This is a genomic window from Enterobacter sp. YSU (genome assembly GCF_016082135.1).
Classification (GTDB): Bacteria; Pseudomonadota; Gammaproteobacteria; order Enterobacterales; family Enterobacteriaceae; genus Enterobacter; species Enterobacter hormaechei_C.
This window is the reverse complement of the sequence record NZ_CP059487.1, coordinates 2,823,414-2,844,212: the sequence shown is the minus strand read 5'-3', so window position 1 is coordinate 2,844,212 and position 20,799 is coordinate 2,823,414. Positions and strand designations below refer to the sequence as shown.

Sequence of the window (20,799 nt, the reverse complement as noted above, 5' to 3'; positions counted from 1 at the left end):
GCGTTCAATCGGTAAAATTACGCCAGATATCCTGAATATCTTCCATCAGGAAGCCGCGGTAGAGCAAAAAGCGCTGGATTTTAACTTTTTCTGAAAATTCACGCGGCAGCGGCTCACCGTACTTTCGTACCGCCTGCTCACGCGCCAGTTCGCACCAGTCAATTTCACTTTCGCGCATGGCTTTTTCAATCGATTCACGGGCTACCCCTTTCTGGTTCAGCTCCTGGCGGATACGCGCTGGCCCATAGCCTTTACGACCACGGCTGGCAAGAAAGCGAGCGGCAAAACGGCCGTCATCCAGATAGTGATGCTCGTAGCACCAGGCAACCACGCGGTCATAATCTTCCGCGGTGGCATCAATGTCTTCCGGACCGTTTTTGCTCATGACGGGCGCTGACAGTTTCCGCCGCAGCTCCTGTTCGCTATGGTCACGCACGGCAAGAATGCGCACGGCCCGATCCAGCAAGCGTGAGTAGGCTGGTCGGCGTGATGTCGGTTCACTCATAAAAAACCTGTCGATTCAGAAATGCAAAAAGGGCCGCATCAGCAGCCCTTCATTTTTATCCGAGAGGATTAAAAGTCTTCGTTGGTTTCTTCAGCATCCGCGCCGTCGACCACGAAATCAGGTTTAGAGTCCTGGTTGTTCAGCAGGAGTTCACGCACCTTCTTCTCAATCTCTTTCGCCGCCGCCGGGTTCTCTTTCAGCCAGGAGATAGCATTCGCTTTACCCTGACCAATCTTGTCACCGTTGTAGCTGTACCATGCGCCCGCTTTTTCAATCAGCTTCTCTTTCACGCCCAGGTCAACCAGCTCGCCGAGGAAGTTGATACCTTCGCCGTAGAGGATCTGGAACTCAGCCTGTTTGAACGGTGCTGCGATTTTGTTCTTCACAACCTTCACGCGGGTTTCGCTACCGACTACGTTATCCCCTTCTTTCACCGCACCGATACGGCGGATATCCAGACGGACAGAAGCGTAGAATTTCAGAGCGTTACCGCCGGTGGTGGTTTCCGGGTTACCGAACATTACACCAATTTTCATACGGATCTGGTTGATGAAGATGAGCAGCGTATTGGACTGCTTCAGGTTACCCGCCAGCTTACGCATCGCCTGGCTCATCATACGTGCCGCGAGGCCCATGTGAGAGTCACCGATTTCACCTTCAATTTCCGCTTTTGGCGTCAGCGCCGCAACGGAGTCGACGATGATCACGTCAACCGCGCCTGAGCGCGCCAGCGCGTCACAAATTTCCAGTGCCTGCTCGCCGGTGTCCGGCTGGGAGCACAGCAGGTTGTCGATATCAACGCCCAGTTTACGGGCATAGACCGGGTCCAGCGCGTGCTCGGCATCGATAAACGCACAGGTTTTACCTTCGCGCTGTGCCGCCGCAACAACCTGCAACGTCAGGGTAGTTTTACCCGAGGATTCCGGACCGTAGATTTCTACGATACGGCCCATCGGCAAACCGCCAGCGCCCAGTGCGATATCAAGAGAAAGCGAACCAGTGGAGATAGTTTCCACATCCATGGAACGGTCTTCACCCAGGCGCATGATGGAGCCTTTACCGAATTGCTTTTCGATCTGGCCCAGTGCTGCCGCCAACGCTTTCTGTTTGTTTTCGTCGATAGCCATTATTACTCCTGTCATGCCGGGAGAAGCAACTGCGCTTCACCATGGACTTCTGTTCTGTTGAGGCAATTATACTGTATGGTCATACAGTATCAAGTATTTTGTAGAAATTGTTGCCAGAGCGTTTTTAACGCGTATTCCGTTGCCTGACGACGCACGCTTTCGCGGTCGCCGCTGAAGCATTCCCGGCGGGTGATCCCTTCACCTTTTGAGGTGGCAAAGCCAAACCAGACGGTGCCGACAGGCTTCACGTCGCTGCCGCCGTCCGGCCCCGCGATACCGCTGATGGAGATAGCGTAATCTGCGCGCGCCTCTTTCAGCGCGCCAATCGCCATCTCGATCACCACCGGCTCGCTGACCGCGCCATGCTGCTCAAGCGTGGCTTCACGCACGCCGATCATCTGCGCTTTCGCCTCGTTACTGTAGGTCACAAAGCCGCGTTCAAACCAGGCGGAACTGCCAGCAATATCGGTAATTGCTTTCGCCACCCAGCCGCCGGTGCAGGATTCTGCGGTCGTGAGAGTCGCGCCGCGCTGTTTCAGCGCCAGCCCCACCACTTCGCTTAGCTGCATCAATTCATGGTCAGTCATTCTCGCTCCAGGCCTTAGAAAAACATGCAGCACAAGATAGCACTTTCTCATCAAATATGGGGATGCGCGTCGGGTTTTACGAGGGGGCTTCAGAAAAAAGCCGATGCGGACGCATCGGCCAGAGAGACGCTTATTTCATGCTGTTAGCGAGGGTGTCCACATTGTGGCGAAACGCCTTGACGTAGGTGTCCGCCACGCCGCCCTTCGCGGACAGCGCTTCCGGGTAAAGTTCACCACCCGGCTGGGCGCCCGTGGCGGTCGCAATCTGCTTCACCAGGCGTGGGTCAAGCTGGTTTTCCATAAACCAGGTTTTCACGCCGTCAGCTTTAATCTGATTGATGATCTCCGCTACCTGCGCCGCGCTGGCTTCACTCTCAGACGACAGCCCCTGCGGCGCCATAAACGTCACGCCGTAGGCGCGGCTGAAATAGCCGAAGGCGTCGTGGCTGGTCAGCACTTTGCGCTTCGCCTGTGGGATGTCGCTGAAACGCTTTTTAGCCCAACCGTCCAGTTGAGAGAGCTGCGCAATATAGGGTTTACCGGTAGCTTCAAGCGCCGCCGTATCTTCAGGATCGGCCTTCACCAGCCCTGAGAGAATATTTTGCGCATACAGCGCGCCGTTCGCCGCGCTGTTCCACGCGTGCGGATCGGTCACGGTTTTACCGTCCTCTTCCAGCGTGTGCGTTTTCACGCCGTCCGAAGCAACCACCAGTTGGCCTTTGAATCCGGAGGCTTTCACCAGACGGTCGAGCCAGCCCTCCAGCCCCAGCCCATTGACCACCACCACGTCAGCTTTACTCAGCGCCGCGCTGTCTTTGGGCGAAGGTTCGAAAGTATGGGGATCACCGTCCGGCCCCACCAGCGTCGTCACCTTCACACGATCGCCGCCAACCTGCTGCGTGATGTCTCCCAGGATGGAAAAGCTGGTCACCACATTAAGCGTTTTCGCCATTACGCCGTGCGTCATCATGCCGAGCGCGAGCGCCACGGCTAATCCTGTACGTTTCATCGTTTCCCCTTGCGTTAAAAAAGCGCCCGCAGGCTATCCGCCAGCCTGCTGCGCGTGCCAAATAAAACTGAAATAAAGAACAATGCGCTGGCGGTCAGCACAATGGAGGGCCCGGCGGGCAGACTCACTGCCCAGGAAAGGCTTAAGCCCAGCCACGCGCAAAAAATACCGCTGATACCCGCCATCAAAAGTAACCCTGGCAATGTGCGCACCCAGCAGCGTGCCGCCACGGCGGGTAACATCATCAGCCCGACGGCCATCAGCGTGCCGAGCACCTGAAAACCGGCTACCAGGTTGAGCACCAGCAGCGCCAGAAACAGACCGTGTAACATCCCGGGCAGCCAGCGCGCGTTCACCTGCAACCACGCGGTATCAAACGCTTCGCTGACCAGCCCCCGATAAAAAATCGCCAGCGTGAGGAGCGTGAACATGCAAACGCCCGTCACGAACAGGGCTGACGCGCTATCCACGGCGAGAATGGAGCCAAACAGAAGATGAAGCAGATCGACATTTGAACCGCGCAGCGACACCAGCGTGACGCCCAGCGCCAGCGAGCCCAGGTAAAACCCCGCGAAGCTGGCATCCTCTTTAAGCGGCGTGCGGCGGCTGACCAGCCCGGCCACCAGCGCAACGGCGATCCCGGCAATAAACCCGCCGACAGTCATTGCCAGCAGCGACATCCCGCTGAGCAGATAGCCCACCGCGACACCCGGCAAAATGGCGTGAGAAAGGGCGTCCCCCATCAGGCTCATCCGACGCAGTTGAAGAAATACGCCCAGCGCAGTGGTGCTGACGGAGAGCGCCAGGCAAACCACCAGCGCGCGCCGCATAAAGCCGTACTCAATAAACGGCTGGAAGAAGAGATGCCAGATCATGCCACCCTCACCCGCTCGGTTTTCCAGTGCGGCGTATCAGCGTCCAGCCGCAGCGTTTGTGGGAAGTGGCGCGAGACGCGTTCGCTGTCGTGCAGTACCGCCAGCAGGGTCTTCCCCTGCATATACATCTCCAGCATCAGATCCATCAGCACGTTGCAGGTCGCTTCATCGACGCCGGTGAAAGGCTCATCCAGCATCACCAGCGGCGCCTGCTGCACCAAAACGCGGGCAAACAGCATGCGCTGAAACTGGCCGCCGGAAAGTTCATCTATGGTAGAGAACGCCATGGACTCCAGCCCCACGCGCTCCAGCGCGCCGGCAATGCGCATGCGGGTATCCCGACGAAAACCGGCAAACAGTGAGATTGCTGGCCAGCAGCCCATACTCACCACGTCCTGCACGGTCAGAGGAAATTGCGCCTCCAGCGCGTGACGCTGCGCCAGCCAGCTCACCACCGGACGTCTCCCCTGCCAGCGAAACGTACCGCTGACGGGCGGAATAAAGCCGGCGAGCGTTTTCAGCAGCGTGGATTTGCCGCAGCCGTTGGCCCCGACGATAGCGGTCATGCTCCCGCGTTCAATCACGCCGGACAGCGCGCGCGTAACGGGCTGGCGATCGTAACCCGCCACCAGGTCGTTCATCACGATCATGGCAACGCCACCGCCCAGCGCACGGCCAGGCCGAGAAACAGAATTATCACCAGCGCCAGCAGCAGCCGAACCGGGGATGAGAGAGAAAACAGGGACATGGAAATCTCAATTTAAAAATAATGTTATAACATAACAATAATGAAAGTCGATTAAGATGTAAACGGTGGGAGTGAAATGGGAGTGTGGCGAAATGTTTCTGCAAAATTCCCCTCTCCCGTGGGAGAGGGTCAGGGTGAGGGCATCAGGCCGCACCGTGCATGCAGCCATGCCGGGTGGCGGCGTTGCCTTACCCGGCCTACCCGTCAGGGTAACTTACTGGCTAAACGGTGACGCTGCCGGCACACGCGCCTGAGACACCGCCAGCCCCAGCTGCCACACCGCCATCGCATAGTGCGTGCTGTGGTTGTAGCGGGTAATGGTGTAGAAGTTAGGCAGCCCGAACCAGTACTGATAACCGGTTCCGACATCCAGGCGCAGCAGGCTCACCTGGTCAACATTGCCCAGCGGCTGCGACGGCGTTAAGCCTGCCGCTGCCAGCTGCGCCACGCTGTATTTGGTTTTAAATCCGTTTTCCAGACCAAACGCCTCGCCGTTCGCCTGCACCGCCACCTGGCCGCCCGGCGTCCAGCCATGCGCTTTGAAGTAGTTGGCCACGCTGCCAATGGCGTCTTCGGGATCCCACAGGTTGATGTGACCATCCCCGTTAAAATCTACCGCGTACTGCTTATAGGAGGACGGCATAAACTGGCCGTAGCCCATTGCCCCGGCGAACGACCCTTTCAGATCGAGCGGATCGTCCTGTTCGTCTCGCGCCATCAGCAGGAAGGTTTCCAGCTCGGAAGAGAAATACTCGGCGCGGCGCGGGTAGTTGAAGGAGAGCGTCGCCAGCGCATCAAGGATGCGGGTTTTACCCATAATGCGTCCCCAGCGGGTCTCGACCCCAATAATACCGACGATGATCTCCGGCGGCACGCCATAGACCTGCCACGCACGGTTCAGGGCGTCTTCATACTGATTCCAGAACACCACGCCATTCTGCACGTTGTCCGGGGTAATAAACTGTTTGCGATAGCGCAGCCACGCGCCGTTTGGCCCGGTCGGCACCTGGGCTGTCGGCGCCTGCCTGTCCATCAGGCGCAGCACGTAGTCCAGACGCTTCGCCTGAGACAAAATGGCATGCAGCTGCTGGCGGTCAAAACCGTGCTTGCTCACCATTTTATCGATGAACTGTTCGGCCGCAGGGTTATTCGCGAAGTCGCCGCCCATCTGCATCATATTGTGCTGCGGCTCCAGCAGGAATCCTCCGGAAGGCGCGCCCGCCGTTGGCTGAGCGGCTTCGGTCTTGGGTTTGCTACTACAGGCGGACAGGAGAATAAGCGCAGGCAACAGCGCTGCATAACGACGCTTGAACATGTGGCATCCATTTAACGAGTTCGGTAAGAACCCAGTATGGTAAAGCATCCCCAACTCCTCAAGGAAGCGGTACGCACCTCCCCGACGCAAATCCGTGCTTTTTTCCACCAAAAATTATTCACCTCACCAATAAACTTTCAAAATAATACATTTTTCTTTCATTGTGAGATCTTATTAACACTTTAAAACCTTTCAAAGTGATTATTATTAGCCGCAGATAGACAAAAACAAACGCCCTACAGGAGAGAAGAATGATAGAAACCATCACCCACGGCGCCGAGTGGTTCATCGGGCTGTTTCAGAAAGGCGGCGAGGTATTCACCGGCATGGTGACCGGGATCCTGCCCCTGCTGATCAGCCTGCTGGTGATCATGAACGCCCTGATTAACTTTATCGGCCAGCAGCGTATTGAACGCTTCGCCCAGCGCTGTGCCGGCAATCCGCTGTCCCGCTACCTGATCCTGCCCTTCATCGGCACCTTTGTGTTCTGCAACCCGATGACCTTAAGCCTCGGCCGCTTTATGCCAGAGAAGTACAAGCCGAGTTATTACGCCGCCGCCTCCTACAGCTGCCATTCAATGAACGGCCTGTTCCCGCACATTAACCCCGGCGAGCTGTTTGTTTACCTCGGGATTGCCAGCGGTCTCACTACGCTGGGACTGCCGCTCGGCCCGCTGGCGGTGAGCTATCTGCTGGTCGGCCTGGTGACCAACTTCTTCCGCGGCTGGGTAACGGACCTCACTACCGCCATTTTTGAGAAAAAAATGGGCATTCAGCTTGATGAGAAAGTCCAGCTTTCGGGAGCCACAGTATGAACCGGATCCGCATAGAGAAAGGCACGGGCGGCTGGGGCGGCCCGCTGGAGTTCGACGCTACCGAAGGCAAAAAGATCGTCTACATCACCGCGGGCACGCGCCCGGCGATCGTCGACACGCTGCGCGAGCTGACCGGCTGGGAAGCAGTCGACGGCTTCAAAGAGGGCGAGCCGCCGGAAGCGGAAATCGGCGTGGCGGTAATCGACTGCGGCGGCACCCTGCGCTGCGGCATCTACCCGAAGCGCCGCATTCCGACGGTGAATATTCACTCCACGGGCAAATCAGGCCCGCTGGCGCAGTACATCCTTGAGGATATTTATGTCTCGGGCGTGAAGGAGGACAACATCACGCTGGTGAATGGCACATCCGCACCGCAAAAAGCGGCCCCGCGCGAGTACGACACCAGCAAAAAAATCACCGAGCAGAGCGACGGCCTGCTGGCGAAGGTCGGGATGGGGATGGGGTCCGCCGTGGCGGTGCTGTTTCAGTCCGGGCGCGACACCATCGACACGGTGCTGAAAACCATTCTGCCGTTTATGGCGTTCGTCTCGGCGCTGATCGGCATCATCATGGCCTCCGGCCTCGGCGACTGGATTGCCCACGGCCTCGCCCCGCTCGCCAGCCACCCGCTCGGCCTGGTGACGCTGGCGCTGATCTGCTCCTTCCCGCTGCTGTCGCCGTTTCTTGGCCCGGGCGCGGTGATTGCCCAGGTCATTGGCGTGCTGATTGGCGTGCAGATTGGTCTGGGGAATATTCCCCCGCACCTCGCCCTGCCCGCCCTGTTTGCCATTAACGCTCAGGCGGCGTGCGACTTCATCCCCGTCGGGCTGTCGCTGGCGGAAGCGCGCCAGGAGACCGTGCAGCCGCTTCCTGACGGGCGCGCCAACGGTGCTAATTGCCTGGTTTGTCTCCGGCTTTATTTATCAATAAGAGGTTCCTGCCATGACCGTGATTTACCAGACCACCATTACCCGCATCGGCCAGAGCGCGGCCGATGCGCTGAGCGACCAGATGCTGATCACCTTCCGCGAAGGCGCCCCGGCAGATATCGAAGAGTTTTGCTTTATCCACTGCCACGGCGAGTTAAACGGCGAGCTGAAGGCCGGTGGCCAGCTGGAGCTGGGCAAGGCGCGCTATGCCGTAACCGCCGTCGGTGACGTCGCCGAGCAAAACCTGCGCGAGCTGGGGCACATCACCTTGCGTTTCGACGGCCAGCCGCGGGCGGAGTATCCCGGCACGGTTCACGTTGAGGGGCCGGTTCCGCAGGCTGTCACCCCAGGCTGCACGTTAAAATTTATTTCGTAATAAAGGAGAGACACATGAGTCAGGTTGCCGTTGTCATTGGTGGGGGACAAACCTTAGGCGAGTTCCTCTGCCATGGGCTTGCCGCAGAGGGCTACCGCGTGGCGGTCGTGGATATTCAGAGTGAGAAAGCCGCCCGCGTAGCGGACGCCATCAACACCGAATTTGGCGAAGGGATGGCGTATGGATTTGGCGCCGACGCCACCAGCGAGCAGAGCGTGATGGCGCTGGCCCGCGGCGTGGATGAGATTTTTGGTCGCACCGATCTGCTGGTCTACAGCGCGGGGATTGCGAAAGCGGCCTTTATCAGCGATTTCGAACTGGGGGATTTTGATCGCTCGTTGCAGGTGAATCTGGTGGGCTATTTCCTCTGCGCCCGCGAATTTTCCCGTCTGATGATCCGCGACGGTATTCAGGGTCGCATCATTCAGATCAACTCAAAATCGGGGAAAGTGGGCAGCAAGCACAACTCCGGCTACAGCGCGGCGAAGTTTGGCGGCGTCGGGCTGACGCAGTCTCTGGCGCTGGATCTGGCCGAATACGGCATAACCGTGCACGCGCTGATGCTGGGTAACCTGCTGAAATCCCCGATGTTCCAGTCCCTGCTGCCGCAGTATGCCGCCAAACTTGGCATCAAAGCAGAGGACGTCGAACAGTACTACATCGACAAAGTGCCGCTGAAGCGCGGGTGCGATTATCAGGACGTGCTGAACATGCTGCTGTTTTACGCCAGCCCGAAAGCCTCGTACTGCACCGGGCAGTCGATTAACGTCACCGGTGGGCAGGTGATGTTCTGAGTTCATTCCCCGGTGGCACTGCGCTTACCTGGGCTACAATCCCCGTAGGCCGGGTAAGGCACAGCCGCCACCCGGCAGTTAAGGAGCCGATATGGTCACCGCACTCATCACCGTCGCCGCCCTCGCCTGGCTTTGCCAGATGGCGTTTGGCGGCTGGCAAATCCATCAGTTTAACCGCGCCTTTGATGCCCTGTGCCAGAAAGGCCGCGTGGGCGTCGGGCGTTCCGGCGGCCGCTTTAAACCGCGGGTTGTCGTCGCTGTTGCGCTGGATGAAAACAATATGGTTTGCGATTCCCTCATCATGCGCGGCGTAACGGTGTTTGCCCGTCCGACCAAAATCCAGGCGATCGACGGCATTTCGCTGCATGAATTACAACCTGATGTGATCTTTCCCCATGATTCACTCTGTCAGAATGCACTATCATTAGCGCTCAATCTGAAACATGGATAATTTCGTTGTGAAAGTTATAAACTTGCGGAATTATCATTTCGCAACGTAAGGAACGAAGCGCCTATGAAACCACGTCAGCGGCAGGCGGCCATACTTGAGCATCTGCAAAAGCAGGGAAAGTGCTCGGTAGAGGATCTGGCCCACTACTTTGACACCACCGGCACGACAATACGCAAGGACCTGGTGTTGCTCGAAAACTCCGGCGCCGTCATTCGTACCTACGGCGGCGTGGTGCTCAATAAAGACGAAACCGACCCGCCTATCGACCACAAAACGCTGATCAATACCCACCAGAAAGCGCTGATTGCCGAAGCCGCCGTCAAATTTATCCAGGACGGCGATTCCATTATCCTCGACGCAGGCAGTACCGTCCTACAGATGATCCCGCTGCTCAGCCGCTTTAATAACATCACCGTGATGACCAACAGCCTGCACATCGTCAATGCCCTGTCAGAGTTCGACAGCGAGCAGACCATCCTGATGCCCGGTGGCACCTTCCGTAAAAAATCCGCGTCGTTTCACGGGCAGCTGGCGGAGAATGCCTTCGACCACTTCAGCTTCGATAAGCTGTTTATGGGCACGGACGGCATCGACCTCAACGCGGGCGTGACCACCTTCAACGAGGTGTTCAGCGTCAGCAAAGCGATGTGCAACGCCGCGCGGGAAGTGATTTTGATGGCGGACTCGTCGAAATTTGGCCGTAAAAGCCCCAACATTGTCTGTAGCCTTGAAAGCGTCGATAAGCTGATTACCGACGCAGGTATCGATCCGGCATTTAAAAAAGCGCTGGAAGCGAAGGGCATCGACGTGATCGTAACCGGAGAGAAAAATGAGTGATTTTCTGTTAAACGCAGGCCGTCAGACCCTGCTGCTGGAGCTACAGGAAGCCAGCCGCCTGCCGGAACGTCTGGGTGAGGATTTTGTTCGTGCAGCCAACACCATTATCCACTGCGAGGGCAAAGTGATCGTGGCGGGTATCGGTAAATCCGGTCATATCGGCAAGAAGATTGCCGCGACGCTTGCCAGCACCGGCACCCCGGCGTTCTTCGTGCATCCTGCCGAAGCGCTGCACGGCGATCTGGGGATGATCGAAAGCCGCGACGTGATGCTGTTTATCTCCTACTCCGGTTCAGCCAAAGAGCTGGATCTCATCATCCCTCGCCTGCAAGAAAAATCGGTGGCCCTGTTAGCGATGACCGGCAAATCCCGTTCGCCGCTGGCGCTGGCCGCGAAAGCAACGCTGGATATTTCCGTTGAGCGCGAAGCCTGTCCGATGCACCTGGCACCGACCTCCAGCACCGTCAACACGCTGATGATGGGCGACGCCCTGGCGATGGCGGTGATGCAGGCGCGCGGTTTTAATGAGGAAGATTTCGCCCGCTCCCATCCTGCGGGCGCGCTTGGGGCTCGTCTGCTCAACAAAGTTCACCACCTGATGCGCACGGACGATGCCATTCCTCAGGTCAAACTCGACACCAGCGTGATGGACGCCATGCTGGAGCTGAGCCGCACCGGGCTGGGGCTGGTTGCGGTATGCGACAATGACCGCCAGGTGAAGGGCGTCTTCACCGACGGCGACCTGCGCCGCTGGCTGGTGGGCGGCGGCAAGCTGGAGGCGCGGGTATCCGAAGCAATGACCCAGGGCGGGCTGACGCTGAATGCCGACAGCCGCGCGATTGAAGCCAAAGAGGTGCTGATGAAGCGCAAAATCACCGCCGCGCCGGTGGTGGACGAGCACGGCAGGCTGTGCGGCGCGATCAACCTGCAAGACTTCTACCAGGCGGGGATTATTTAACCCTTCAGCCCCAGACGTTTCGCCAGCCTGTGAAGGTTGGCGACGTCCATCTCCAGCGCCCGCGCGCACGCCGCCCAGCTGCGGTTATTCTGCTCCAGCGCGCGGGCGATCATCTGACGCTGGAACGCATCCGTCGCCTCGCGCAGGTTTTCGTTCACGCTCTCAGGTATCACCGGCTTCACGGGCGGCATCGTTTCCTCATGCAGCGCGAAATGGCGCGCATGAATAACCACTTCATCCCCCGAACGCGTTGCCCGCGCCAGCACCACCGCGCGGTGGATCGCATGTTCCAGCTCACGCACGTTACCCGGCCAGCCGTAGCTCAGCAGGTGCGTCCTCGCGCCGGGACTTAGCACCACGCGGGAAAGCCCCATTTTGAGCCGACACTGTTCGCAGAAAAAGCCCGCCAGCAGAACCACATCCTCGCCCCGCTCGCGCAGCGGCGGCACCGTGAGCGGGAACACGCTCAGACGGTGGAACAGATCGGCGCGGAAATTCCCCGCCAGCACCTCTTCGCGCAGATCGCGGTTCGTCGCCGCCAGCACGCGCACATCCACGCGTAAGCTGCGATCGTCTCCCACGCGTTGAATATCGCCATACTGCAACACCCGCAGCAGTTTGGCCTGGAGCGAAAGGGAGAGTTCGCCAATTTCATCGAGGAACAGCGTGCCGTTATCAGCCATTTCGAACTTGCCGCTGCGGTTGCTGATCGCCCCGGTAAAGGCCCCTTTGACGTGTCCGAACAGCTCGCTTTCCGCCACGCTTTCCGGCAACGCCGCGCAGTTGAGATAGACCAGCGGATTCACCGCACGGGGCGAGGCTTCGTGGATCGCTTTTGCCACCAGCTCTTTACCGGTGCCGGTCTCCCCGAAGATCAGCACGTTCAAATCAGACGCGGCGACAATCTCAATCTCTTTTTTGAGCTGCGCCATGCCCGGCGAAAGGCCGATCATTTCGGTGTGCGCCACCTGCTCAAACGCCGTCGGGCTACCCGGAAGAATATTCTGGCTCTCCAGCTGTTCTATCAGCAGGGCGTTGTTCAGCGCCCCGGCCGCCAGCGCGGCAATCAGCCGTAGCTCTTCGTCGCTGAAGGTATCGAACTGATCAGGCGACATGCCGTCGAGGGTTAACGCGCCAATCAGGTTCTGCCCGGCAAACAGCGGCAGGCCGATACAGGCGTGCACCTTCAGGCTCTCCTGTCCGGGGATCAGGCCGTCGTAAGGATCGGGCAGATCGCTGTCTGCCGGGAAACGCACCACGTCACCCGCGCGGGCGATGGTTTCCAGACGCGGGTGGCCCTCCAGGGTAAAGCGCCGCCCGAGTACGTCCTTCGCCAGACCGTCGATAGCCAGCGGAATAAACTGCCGCCCTTCGTAACGCAGCAGCGCCGACGCATCGCAATCCAGCACGTGGCGCAACGTGGAGATCAGCCGCTGAAAGCGGTCCTGATGACCAATACCGGTTTGCAGTTCTATGGCGATCTTCGCCAGCACATCTACGGAAAAGCTCATCTCTGCCTCACTGTCATTTTGACAATACATAGTGTCATATTGACAACTTTTAAGATAGTCAAAATGACTACCCACTAAAGAGCATCGAAACGAAAACACATTATTTTCAATAAGTTAAAAAGTTGGCACGCAACTTGATATATGACAGTCATCTTATTTGAAAACGCCGTATTAAGTTGAGGTTGCTATGTCTATTCTGGTTAAAAATAACATTCATTGGGTGGGTCAACGTGACTGGGAAGTACGTGATTTTCACGGGACGGAATACAAAACGCTGCGCGGCAGCAGCTACAACAGCTATCTCATTCGTGAAGGTAAAAACGTCCTGATCGATACCGTCGATCACAAATTCAGCCGCGAGTTCGTGCAGAATCTGCGCAGCGAAATCGATCTGAATGAGATCGACTACATTATCATCAACCACGCGGAAGAGGATCATGCCGGGGCGCTGACCGAGCTGATGTCCCACATTCCGGATACCCCGATCTACTGCACCACCAACGCCATTGACTCCATCAACGGCCACCACCACCATCCGGAGTGGAACTTCCACACCGTGAAAACCGGCGACACGCTGGATATCGGCAATGGCAAACAGCTGATCTTCGTGGAAACCCCAATGCTGCACTGGCCGGACAGCATGATGACCTACATGACCGGTGACGCGGTGCTGTTCAGTAACGACGCCTTCGGCCAGCACTACTGTGACGAACGTCTGTTCAACGACGAAGTGGATCAGACCGAGCTGTTCGAACAGTGCCAGCGCTACTACGCCAACATCCTGACCCCGTTCAGCCGTCTGGTCACGCCAAAAATCACCGAGATCCTCGGCTTCAACCTGCCGGTGGATATGATTGCCACCTCCCACGGCGTGGTATGGCGTGAAAATCCAACCCAGATTGTCGAACTGTACCTGAAGTGGGCGGCGGACTATCAGGAAGATCGCATCACCATCTTCTACGACACCATGTCCAACAACACCCGCATGATGGCGGACGCCATTGCCCAGGGCATCAACGAAGTTGACCCGAACGTGGCGGTGAAAATCTTCAACGTGGCGCGCAGCGATAAGAATGAGGTATTGACCAACGTCTTCCGCTCCAAAGGCGTGCTGGTGGGTACCTCCACCATGAATAACGTGATGATGCCGAAAATTGCCGGACTGGTGGAAGAGATGACCGGCCTGCGCTTTCGTAACAAACGCGCCAGCGCCTTTGGTTCACACGGCTGGAGCGGCGGCGCGGTAGACCGTCTCTCCACCCGTTTACAGGATGCCGGTTTTGAGATGTCCCTGAGCCTGAAGGCGAAATGGCGTCCGGATCTCGACGCGCTGGAAATCTGTCGTCAGCACGGTCGCGACATTGCCCGCCAGTGGGCGCTTGCGCCGCTGCCGGAAACCGCACCCGCCGCGGCGGTTACGCCGAAAGCTGTAGCAGAAGCTGCCGCTGCCGACCTTGGCCCTTGCATGCAGTGCAGCGTCTGCCAGTGGATTTACGATCCTGAGCTGGGCGAGCCGTTGCAGGATGTCGCGCCGGGTACGCCGTGGAGCGAGGTGCCGGACAACTTCCTCTGCCCGGAATGTTCCCTCGGGAAAGACGTCTTTGATGAACTGGCAACGGAGGCAAAATGAGCCACGGCATCGTCATTATCGGCTCGGGCTTTGCCGCCCGCCAGCTGGTGAAAAATATCCGCAAACAGGATGCTAACGTGCCGCTGACGGTGATCGCCGCCGACAGCATGGATGAGTACAACAAGCCTGATTTAAGCCACGTCATTAGCCAGAATCAGCGCGCCGACGATCTCACCCGCCAGACGGCGGGGGAGTTCGCAGAACAGTTTAACCTGCGTCTGTTTCCGTACACCTGGGTCACCGATATCGACGCCGACGCCCACGTGGTGAACGCGAAAGATAAAACCTGGCAGTACGACAAACTGGTGCTGGCGACGGGGGCATCGGCGTTTGTGCCGCCGGTTGAGGGCCGCGAGCTGATGGTCACGCTCAACAGCCAGCAGGAGTATCAGGCCAGCGAGACCCTGTTACGCGACGCCACGCGGGTGATGATTGTCGGCGGCGGACTGATTGGCACCGAGCTGGCGATGGACTTCTGCCGGGCGGGAAAATCCGTCACCCTGGTTGACCACGCGGCCAGCATTCTGTCAGGGCTGATGCCAGCAGAAGTAAGCAGTCGCTTACAGCATCGTCTGACCGACATGGGCGTGCATCTGCTGCTGAAATCGCAGTTACAGAGCCTGAGCAAAACCGAAACCGGCATTTGTGCGACGCTCGACCGCAACCGCAGCGTGGAAGTGGATGTGGTTATTGCGGCGACGGGGTTGCGCCCGGAAACCGCGCTGGCGCACCGCGCGGGCGCAGAGATCAATCGAGGCGTGAAGGTGGATAGCTACCTGCAAACCACCCGGCCGGACATTTATGCCCTGGGCGACTGCGCGGAAATTAACGGCCAGGTGCTGCCGTTCCTGCAACCGATTCAGTTAAGCGCCATGTTCCTGGCGAAAAACCTGCTCGGCGGCAACGCACCGGTGAAATTACCCGCCATGCTGGTGAAGGTAAAAACGCCGGAACTACCGCTGCATCTCGCAGGTGAAACGCAGCGTCAGGATCTGGACTGGGAGATTGTCCTTTCGCCTCAGGGCATGGTGGCGCGCGGCACCGATACCGACGGTCAGATGCGCGCCTTTGTCGTCAGCGAAGACAGAATGAAGGAGGCCTTCGCGCTGCTGAAATCGCTACCAGCTTAACCCTCGTCATGCCGGGTGGCGCTCCGCTTACCCGGCCTACAGTACTGCCACGCTTACTTAACCTTTGGATTTTGTTGTCCACCGCCCCGATGTCCCGGGGCTTTTTTTATCGCTACACTTTCAGCGTCAGGAGCGCACCACCAGCGCGTCATAACCGCGCCAGCGATAGTTCGCCATCGAGATCAGCCAGCAGGCGACAAACAGCCCGACCACCACAAATCCGGCGTCGCCCAGGTTATCGTTCACCGCGCCAATCAGATCCCACACGCCGCCGCTGAGGGCGAACTTGTCCATCAGCAGACCCATCGCTTCCAGGCCGCCGATAAACAGCGCCACCACCACCGAAGTGCCGGTGATGGTCATGTTGTAATAGAGCTTGCGCTGCGGCTTGTTAAACGCCCAGCCGTAGGCACCCACCATCAGCAGGTTATCGAGCGTATCCACCAGCGCCATGCCGCTGGCGAAGAGCGCCGGGAAGATCATGATCGACCACACCGACATCCCGCTGGAGGCGCTGGCGGCGGAGATCCCCAACACGCCGATTTCGGTGGCGGTGTCGAACCCCAGGCCGAACAGGAAACCGACCAGGTACATCTGCCAGCTTTTATTGACGAGGCGGAAGGTTTTGCCGAACAGCCAGTTCATGACGCCGCCCTGTGCAGGCAGCGTGATGTCGCCCTGCACGGGATTGCCGTGTTTCAGCGCCTGAAAACTGCGCCAGACGCCGCGCAGGATCACCATATTCACCAGCGCCATCGCCAGCAGGAAGGTGGCGGAGACGGCGGTGCCAATCAGGCTGCCGGTTTCGTGGAACCATGCCATGTTTTTCTGAAACGCCGTGGCGGTCGCGGCGATAGCAATGGAGGCCAGCACCACGATGGTGGAGTGTCCGAGGGAAAACCATGCGCCCACGCCGGACGGGCGCTTGCCCTGCTGCATCATTTTACGCGTCACGGTATCAATCGCGGCGATATGGTCGGCATCCACCGCATGACGCAGTCCGTAACACCAGGCCAGCAGGCTGGCCGCCATCAGCGCCGTACTGCCGCTAAAGGTGTGCCACGCCAGCCACCAGGCCAGCAGGTTAGCCATCCCGAGAGCCAGCAGCAGGCACGCTGCACGAGGTTCATTGCGTAAAAGTCGTAACATTTTAAATCCCTTGTGAACATGATCGGGCGGCAGCAACCACCGCCTGCCCGAAGGAGATCGCTCCGTCGCCTGCGGGCAGGCGCGAAGGAAAAAGAAGCGTGAAATCAGAAAGGTAATGACGAAGGCGCGCGCGCAGCAGGCGGTTGTGAAGGACGCCTCCGCTGAAGCACACCGTCGTGAGCGACCGTCGGCGGGCATGCGTTGCCGCCAGTTCGCTCAGCCCTTTTGCCAGCGCATCGTGAAAAGCCCAGGCACGCTCGCCGGGTTCCGCCCGCCAGGTAAGCCACTGTTGCCAGAACAGCGCAAGGTTATCCGTCTGGAGCGTCACCGGATGATCAACCCCTGCGCAGCGTTCGGCCAGCGCCTCCAGCCGGCACGCGGCTTCGCCCTCATAGCGTTGCGTTTCAATGCCCAGCGCACAGGCCACGGCGTCGAACAGACGACCACAGGAGGAGGCCCGCGGCGCATTGATACCGCGCGACACAGCCGTTGCCAGCAGCGGCCAGTTTTGACGCTGTACCACCTCTGTTTCCGGGTACTGCTGCCAGTCAGGTACGAACGCCAGACAGTGGGCGAGCAAATTGCGCCACGGCTGTTTTGCCGCCAGATCGCCCCCCGGCAGCGCAACGGCTGGCAGACCGCCCAGCCGTTCGCAGTCGCGATAGTTCACCCGCAGGCACTCGCCGCCCCACAGCGCGCCGTTCTCGCCCATGCCGATCCCGTCCAGGGTCAGGGCAATAACATCCCCGCCGTCGAGCGGCCAGCCATTCTCCGCCAGACACGCTGCCGCATGCGCATGATGATGCAGCACGGTCTCAACGGGCAGCGCCTGCGCCCGGGCCCACTGTCGGGCGTGATATCCCGGATGGGCATCGCACACCACGCGCTCAGGCTGAAAGGCGTAGATGTCCTGCATCGTCGAGAGCGCACTGCGCCACTGCGCCTCTACCCCCTCGTCGCTCAGATCGCCAAAATGCTGGCTCAGCACCGCCTGGTTGCCACGCACCAGGCTGAAGGTGTTTTTCATCTCCGCGCCGGTGCATAACATGGGCGGGATGTCGCGGAATCCGGCGGGCAATGTGATGGCATCCGGCACAAAACCGCGTGCGCGACGCAGCATCGTGCCCTCCTGGTCCATCACTGAATCATCCATCCGTTGCAGGATGTCGCGGTTGTGCAGCAGGAAGCCGTCAGCGATGTCACTGAGTTCTTCCAGCGCCTGCTGGTTGCTTATGGCGGGTGGATGGCCGCTGAGGTTGCCGGAGGTCATCACCAGCGGGCGCTGGCAGTCCAGCATCAGCAAATGCTGGAGCGGGTTCGCAGGCAGCATCACGCCGACCGTATCCAGCCCCGGCGCAATCTCCTCAGGAAACGCAGGAAGGCAGGCTTTTGGCGTCAGCACAATCGGCGCAGCGGGTGAACGTAACAGCGTCTGGATGGCCTCCGGCAGATCGTCCGCATGCGGGATCATCACCGCCAGCGGCCTGGTCGGGCGCTGCTTGCGTGCCCGTAATTTCCGAACCGCCTGCGGGTTAAGCGCGTCGCAGACCAGGTGAAAACCGCCCAGCCCTTTGACCGCCACAATCCCGCCGCCTTCCAGCATCGCCACCGCCGCGCTTAACGCCGATTCGCGGGTGGCAGCAGCCTCCCCGGCTCGCCACTCCAGCTGCGGTCCGCAATCCGGGCAGGCCACCGGCTGGGCGTGAAAACGCCGGTCAGCCGGGTTGAGGTACTCCGTTTCACAGGGCACACAGAGCGGGAATGGCGCCATTGACGTGGCCGGGCGGTCATAGGGCATGGCGCGGATAATGGTAAACCGCGGCCCGCAGTGGGTGCAGTTGATAAACGGGTAGCGGTAGCGACGTTCGCGGGGATCGCGCATCTCCGCCAGGCATGCGGGACAGGTGGCGGCATCCGGGACGATTTGCGTGTCCATCGCCCCGCTCTCGCTGTGGCGGATGACAAACTCGTCCGGCAGCGTCGTCCAGCTGAACGGCTGCGTTTCAATGCGATCGATGCGCGCCAGCGGTGGGCAGTCCTGGCGCAGTCTCGCGGTAAAGTCACCCCCACTGCCCGCGAGACGCACCAGGACACCCTCTCCGTCGTTGCAGACGTCGCCTGCCAGCCCCAGCTGGTGCGCAAGCTGCCAGACGAAGGGACGAAATCCTACCCCCTGCACCTTGCCGCGCACCCGAAGCTGTACGCCATTAACGCGCATTGCAGCTTAAAACAGCAGCGATGACGAGGTGTCGAACGCCGCGCGGCGGCGTTTTTCGGCACTCATCTGTTCGAGCTTGTCGCGATCGACGCAGACCAGCGCATGCGTCGGACAGGCTTCCATACACGCCGGACCGGCGTCGCGGTGGTAGCAGAGGTCACATTTATTGGCTTCGGCTTTCTCCGCGCGTACGCTCAGCCCGATACCGCTGTTGCGCACCACCGGGCGAACCACCACCTCCATCGCGCCATACGGACACGCCACCACACAGGTTTTGCACCCGATGCAGCGCTCCTGCATCACATGCACGAAGCCTTTCTCGCGCTTAATCGCCCCGTTCGGACAGACGTTGGCGCACGGCGCATCTTCGCACTGGCGACAGATAGCGGCGGTAGAAATATTCACGCCTTTAATGACGTGGATGCGCGGCAGGAAGGTATCAGGGGTGAGAGAGGCGCAATCCTGCTCTGCCTGATGGGACACCACGCACGCCACTTCACAGGTACGGCAACCAATGCATTTGCTGGCATCGGCCATAATAAAACGGTTCATCTGCTTCTCCGGCATTACTGTTATGCGCGAAGCTATTCATAAACCGTGCCAATATTTAATGCATTGATTTTATAGGGAAATTTAAAAGAGAGGGATCTGTCATCGTCATTAGTGACGATGACTGATGTCGACGTCAGCGATGCGGGCCGTCAATGACGGAGTCGCGCAGGATAAGCTCGCCGGAGAAGGTTTGCTGAGGCTTAAACTCACCGCCGTCGAGCATGAAAATCATACGGCTGATGGTCTCCTGAATCATCTCCGTTACCGGAATACGCACGCTGGAGAGGGACGGCACGATATAGGGCGCGATTGCCACGTCGTCAAAGCCGATGACGGACACTGCGCCCGGCGTGGCGACGCCGCTCTCGTGCAGCTGCCTGATGGCGCCAATCGCCATGTCGTCGTTACTCGCCACCAGCGCGGTAAACGTTTCGCCGCGGGTGAGCAACTGAGAGACCGCCGCCGCGCCGCTGGCCGGGTTCCACTTCCCTTCGGCGATCAGCGCGTCGCGAACTGCAATCCCGTGCTGCGCCAGCGCGTCCTTGTAGCCGGAAAGACGCTCCACCCCGGTGGGGGAATCCAGCGAACCGGTGATAAACGCAATCTCCCGGTGGCCTTTCTCAATCAGCTGCGATACCGCGTCCTGACACGACGCTTTATGATCGGACCAGACGCTGTGACTGCTGTTTTTCCGCAAACGGCGGTTGAGCACCATGATCGGCTGCTCGCATTTCTCAATGATCTCGTCCAGCGCTTCCACGCTCAGAAAACGCGGATAGATGATTACCGCGTCGCAGCGCATGTCGAGCAGGTACTGGATCGCCTCGCGCTCCTCTTCGGCGCTGTGCTTGCCGTCCGCCAGGATCAGCTGACGCCCCTTCTCTTCCGTCATCCGCGCGGCGTTAAACAGCAGCTCGCTAAAGTAGACCCCATGGTACAGGGTGTTCGTCACCACCAGCCCCAGAGTCTGGGTGCGTTTGGTCGCCAGGTTTCGCGCCAGCAGATTGGGGCGATACCCGCTCTCTTCGATGGCCTGAAACACGCGGTCTTTCGTCTCCTGGCTGACGTAACCGTTCCCCGACAGTACCCGGGAGACCGTCGCTTTTGATACGCCTGCCCGCTTCGCCACTTCCAGCATCGTGGTCATATTATTATTCCGTCTGAACCTGATGGGCGCAGTGTACTGCACCGCAGAAAAATTGTCCCAGCGGCGTTATCACGCTTTTTACGGCCACGAGTGATCGTTATCACGAAACGAAAAAATGCATAAAAAGTGGTCTTGT

Annotated in this window: 20 protein-coding genes and 1 pseudogene; 9 read left to right on the top strand and 12 right to left on the bottom strand. The window is 59.1% G+C overall.

Annotation, left to right across the window (positions count from 1 at the left end; genetic code table 11):
• Nucleotides 1-4: 4 nt before the first annotated feature.
• From recX to mltB, 7 genes are all read right to left on the bottom strand, one after another.
• A complete protein-coding gene (gene recX, locus H2Z33_RS13820; protein ID WP_017382782.1) occupies nt 5-505 on the bottom strand; it encodes a recombination regulator RecX in 501 nt (166 codons plus the stop codon).
• A gap of 68 nt (nt 506-573) precedes the next feature.
• Nucleotides 574-1,632: a recombinase RecA gene (recA, locus tag H2Z33_RS13815; protein ID WP_015571667.1), complete on the bottom strand. Its 1,059-nt coding sequence runs from the start codon at nt 1,630-1,632 to the stop codon at nt 574-576.
• Between the two features lie 89 nt (nt 1,633-1,721).
• The gene (gene pncC / locus H2Z33_RS13810) at nt 1,722-2,219 is read right to left on the bottom strand and encodes a nicotinamide-nucleotide amidase (protein WP_003862172.1); all 498 of its coding nucleotides are present in this window, start codon (nt 2,217-2,219) and stop codon (nt 1,722-1,724) included.
• Between the two features lie 130 nt (nt 2,220-2,349).
• On the bottom strand, nt 2,350-3,228 hold the full coding sequence (locus tag H2Z33_RS13805) for a metal ABC transporter substrate-binding protein (RefSeq protein ID WP_022649141.1): 879 nt from the start codon (nt 3,226-3,228) through the stop codon (nt 2,350-2,352).
• 14 nt (nt 3,229-3,242) lie between these two features.
• Nucleotides 3,243-4,103 carry a metal ABC transporter permease gene (locus H2Z33_RS13800; RefSeq protein ID WP_015571669.1) on the bottom strand — a complete coding sequence of 287 codons (861 nt, stop codon included), beginning with the start codon at nt 4,101-4,103 and terminating at the stop codon, nt 3,243-3,245.
• On the bottom strand, nt 4,100-4,753 hold the full coding sequence (locus H2Z33_RS13795; protein ID WP_063134889.1) for a metal ABC transporter ATP-binding protein: 654 nt from the start codon (nt 4,751-4,753) through the stop codon (nt 4,100-4,102). Before H2Z33_RS13795 ends, H2Z33_RS13800 begins: the two co-directional genes overlap by 4 nt.
• Nucleotides 4,754-5,065: 312 nt before the next feature.
• Nucleotides 5,066-6,166 (bottom strand): lytic murein transglycosylase B, encoded by a 1,101-nt coding sequence (mltB, locus tag H2Z33_RS13790; protein ID WP_015571672.1) that lies wholly within the window; start codon nt 6,164-6,166, stop codon nt 5,066-5,068.
• 251 nt (nt 6,167-6,417) lie between these two features.
• On the opposite strand from mltB, the gene srlA reads away from it, so the two are divergent.
• From srlA to gutQ, 7 genes and pseudogenes are all read left to right on the top strand, one after another.
• A complete protein-coding gene (srlA, locus tag H2Z33_RS13785) occupies nt 6,418-6,981 on the top strand; it encodes a PTS glucitol/sorbitol transporter subunit IIC (RefSeq protein WP_015571673.1) in 564 nt (187 codons plus the stop codon).
• Nucleotides 6,978-7,911 (top strand): annotated as a pseudogene (locus tag H2Z33_RS13780) (PTS glucitol/sorbitol transporter subunit IIB). The gene srlA and the pseudogene H2Z33_RS13780 overlap by 4 nt, the downstream one beginning before the upstream one ends.
• A 12-nt stretch (nt 7,912-7,923) precedes the next feature.
• Nucleotides 7,924-8,286, top strand: a complete 363-nt coding sequence (gene srlB, locus H2Z33_RS13775) for a PTS glucitol/sorbitol transporter subunit IIA (protein WP_017692786.1) — start codon at nt 7,924-7,926, stop codon at nt 8,284-8,286.
• A 14-nt stretch (nt 8,287-8,300) separates the two neighbouring features.
• Complete coding sequence (srlD, locus tag H2Z33_RS13770) at nt 8,301-9,080, top strand: sorbitol-6-phosphate dehydrogenase (protein WP_017382786.1); 780 nt, start codon at nt 8,301-8,303, stop codon at nt 9,078-9,080.
• Between the two features lie 91 nt (nt 9,081-9,171).
• The gene (gene gutM / locus H2Z33_RS13765) at nt 9,172-9,531 is read left to right on the top strand and encodes a transcriptional regulator GutM (RefSeq protein ID WP_017692785.1); all 360 of its coding nucleotides are present in this window, start codon (nt 9,172-9,174) and stop codon (nt 9,529-9,531) included.
• Between the two features lie 63 nt (nt 9,532-9,594).
• Nucleotides 9,595-10,368: a glucitol operon DNA-binding transcriptional repressor SrlR gene (srlR, locus tag H2Z33_RS13760; RefSeq protein WP_045907400.1), complete on the top strand. Its 774-nt coding sequence runs from the start codon at nt 9,595-9,597 to the stop codon at nt 10,366-10,368.
• Entirely contained in the window at nt 10,361-11,326 is a 966-nt protein-coding gene (gutQ, locus tag H2Z33_RS13755; RefSeq protein ID WP_015571677.1) for an arabinose-5-phosphate isomerase GutQ, read from the top strand. The genes srlR and gutQ overlap by 8 nt, the downstream gene beginning before the upstream one ends.
• Here gutQ and norR read toward each other — a convergent pair.
• Nucleotides 11,323-12,837, bottom strand: a complete 1,515-nt coding sequence (gene norR / locus H2Z33_RS13750) for a nitric oxide reductase transcriptional regulator NorR (RefSeq protein WP_017382788.1) — start codon at nt 12,835-12,837, stop codon at nt 11,323-11,325. The two genes, gutQ and norR, sit on opposite strands and share 4 nt — an antisense overlap.
• 187 nt (nt 12,838-13,024) lie before the next feature.
• Between norR and norV the strand changes: the two genes are divergently transcribed.
• Complete coding sequence (gene norV / locus H2Z33_RS13745) at nt 13,025-14,467, top strand: anaerobic nitric oxide reductase flavorubredoxin (protein WP_063134888.1); 1,443 nt, start codon at nt 13,025-13,027, stop codon at nt 14,465-14,467.
• Complete coding sequence (norW, locus tag H2Z33_RS13740) at nt 14,464-15,597, top strand: NADH:flavorubredoxin reductase NorW (RefSeq protein ID WP_032654776.1); 1,134 nt, start codon at nt 14,464-14,466, stop codon at nt 15,595-15,597. Before norV ends, norW begins: the two co-directional genes overlap by 4 nt.
• Before the next feature lie 126 nt (nt 15,598-15,723).
• Here norW and H2Z33_RS13735 read toward each other — a convergent pair whose 3' ends face one another.
• The 4 genes from H2Z33_RS13735 to H2Z33_RS13720 all read right to left on the bottom strand — a co-directional run bounded on the left by H2Z33_RS13735 (nt 15,724) and on the right by H2Z33_RS13720 (nt 20,687).
• Complete coding sequence (locus tag H2Z33_RS13735) at nt 15,724-16,746, bottom strand: HoxN/HupN/NixA family nickel/cobalt transporter (protein WP_063134887.1); 1,023 nt, start codon at nt 16,744-16,746, stop codon at nt 15,724-15,726.
• 1 nt (nt 16,747) lies between these two features.
• Complete coding sequence (gene hypF, locus H2Z33_RS13730; RefSeq protein ID WP_032654782.1) at nt 16,748-18,964, bottom strand: carbamoyltransferase HypF; 2,217 nt, start codon at nt 18,962-18,964, stop codon at nt 16,748-16,750.
• 6 nt (nt 18,965-18,970) lie between these two features.
• Entirely contained in the window at nt 18,971-19,516 is a 546-nt protein-coding gene (gene hydN / locus H2Z33_RS13725) for an electron transport protein HydN (RefSeq protein WP_017382793.1), read from the bottom strand.
• 133 nt (nt 19,517-19,649) lie between these two features.
• On the bottom strand, nt 19,650-20,687 hold the full coding sequence (locus H2Z33_RS13720; protein ID WP_323132051.1) for a LacI family DNA-binding transcriptional regulator: 1,038 nt from the start codon (nt 20,685-20,687) through the stop codon (nt 19,650-19,652).
• Between the last annotated feature and the right edge of the window lie 112 nt (nt 20,688-20,799).

Excerpts from the sequence above, each read along its gene's own strand:
- H2Z33_RS13800 (WP_015571669.1), bottom strand. The coding sequence starts at position 4,103 with ATGATCTGGCATCTCTTCTTCCAGCCGTTTATTGAGTACGGCTTTATG.
- mltB (WP_015571672.1), bottom strand. The coding sequence starts at position 6,166 with ATGTTCAAGCGTCGTTATGCAGCGCTGTTGCCTGCGCTTATTCTCCTG.
- hypF (WP_032654782.1), bottom strand. The coding sequence starts at position 18,964 with ATGCGCGTTAATGGCGTACAGCTTCGGGTGCGCGGCAAGGTGCAGGGG.
- recA (WP_015571667.1), bottom strand. The coding sequence starts at position 1,632 with ATGGCTATCGACGAAAACAAACAGAAAGCGTTGGCGGCAGCACTGGGC.
- H2Z33_RS13795 (WP_063134889.1), bottom strand. The coding sequence starts at position 4,753 with ATGATCGTGATGAACGACCTGGTGGCGGGTTACGATCGCCAGCCCGTT.
- H2Z33_RS13805 (WP_022649141.1), bottom strand. The coding sequence starts at position 3,228 with ATGAAACGTACAGGATTAGCCGTGGCGCTCGCGCTCGGCATGATGACG.
- norW (WP_032654776.1), top strand. The coding sequence starts at position 14,464 with ATGAGCCACGGCATCGTCATTATCGGCTCGGGCTTTGCCGCCCGCCAG.
- srlA (WP_015571673.1), top strand. The coding sequence starts at position 6,418 with ATGATAGAAACCATCACCCACGGCGCCGAGTGGTTCATCGGGCTGTTT.
- srlR (WP_045907400.1), top strand. The coding sequence starts at position 9,595 with ATGAAACCACGTCAGCGGCAGGCGGCCATACTTGAGCATCTGCAAAAG.
- recX (WP_017382782.1), bottom strand. The coding sequence starts at position 505 with ATGAGTGAACCGACATCACGCCGACCAGCCTACTCACGCTTGCTGGAT.
- norR (WP_017382788.1), bottom strand. The coding sequence starts at position 12,837 with ATGAGCTTTTCCGTAGATGTGCTGGCGAAGATCGCCATAGAACTGCAA.
- pncC (WP_003862172.1), bottom strand. The coding sequence starts at position 2,219 with ATGACTGACCATGAATTGATGCAGCTAAGCGAAGTGGTGGGGCTGGCG.
- gutM (WP_017692785.1), top strand. The coding sequence starts at position 9,172 with ATGGTCACCGCACTCATCACCGTCGCCGCCCTCGCCTGGCTTTGCCAG.
- srlD (WP_017382786.1), top strand. The coding sequence starts at position 8,301 with ATGAGTCAGGTTGCCGTTGTCATTGGTGGGGGACAAACCTTAGGCGAG.
- H2Z33_RS13735 (WP_063134887.1), bottom strand. The coding sequence starts at position 16,746 with ATGTTACGACTTTTACGCAATGAACCTCGTGCAGCGTGCCTGCTGCTG.
- srlB (WP_017692786.1), top strand. The coding sequence starts at position 7,924 with ATGACCGTGATTTACCAGACCACCATTACCCGCATCGGCCAGAGCGCG.
- hydN (WP_017382793.1), bottom strand. The coding sequence starts at position 19,516 with ATGAACCGTTTTATTATGGCCGATGCCAGCAAATGCATTGGTTGCCGT.
- norV (WP_063134888.1), top strand. The coding sequence starts at position 13,025 with ATGTCTATTCTGGTTAAAAATAACATTCATTGGGTGGGTCAACGTGAC.
- gutQ (WP_015571677.1), top strand. The coding sequence starts at position 10,361 with ATGAGTGATTTTCTGTTAAACGCAGGCCGTCAGACCCTGCTGCTGGAG.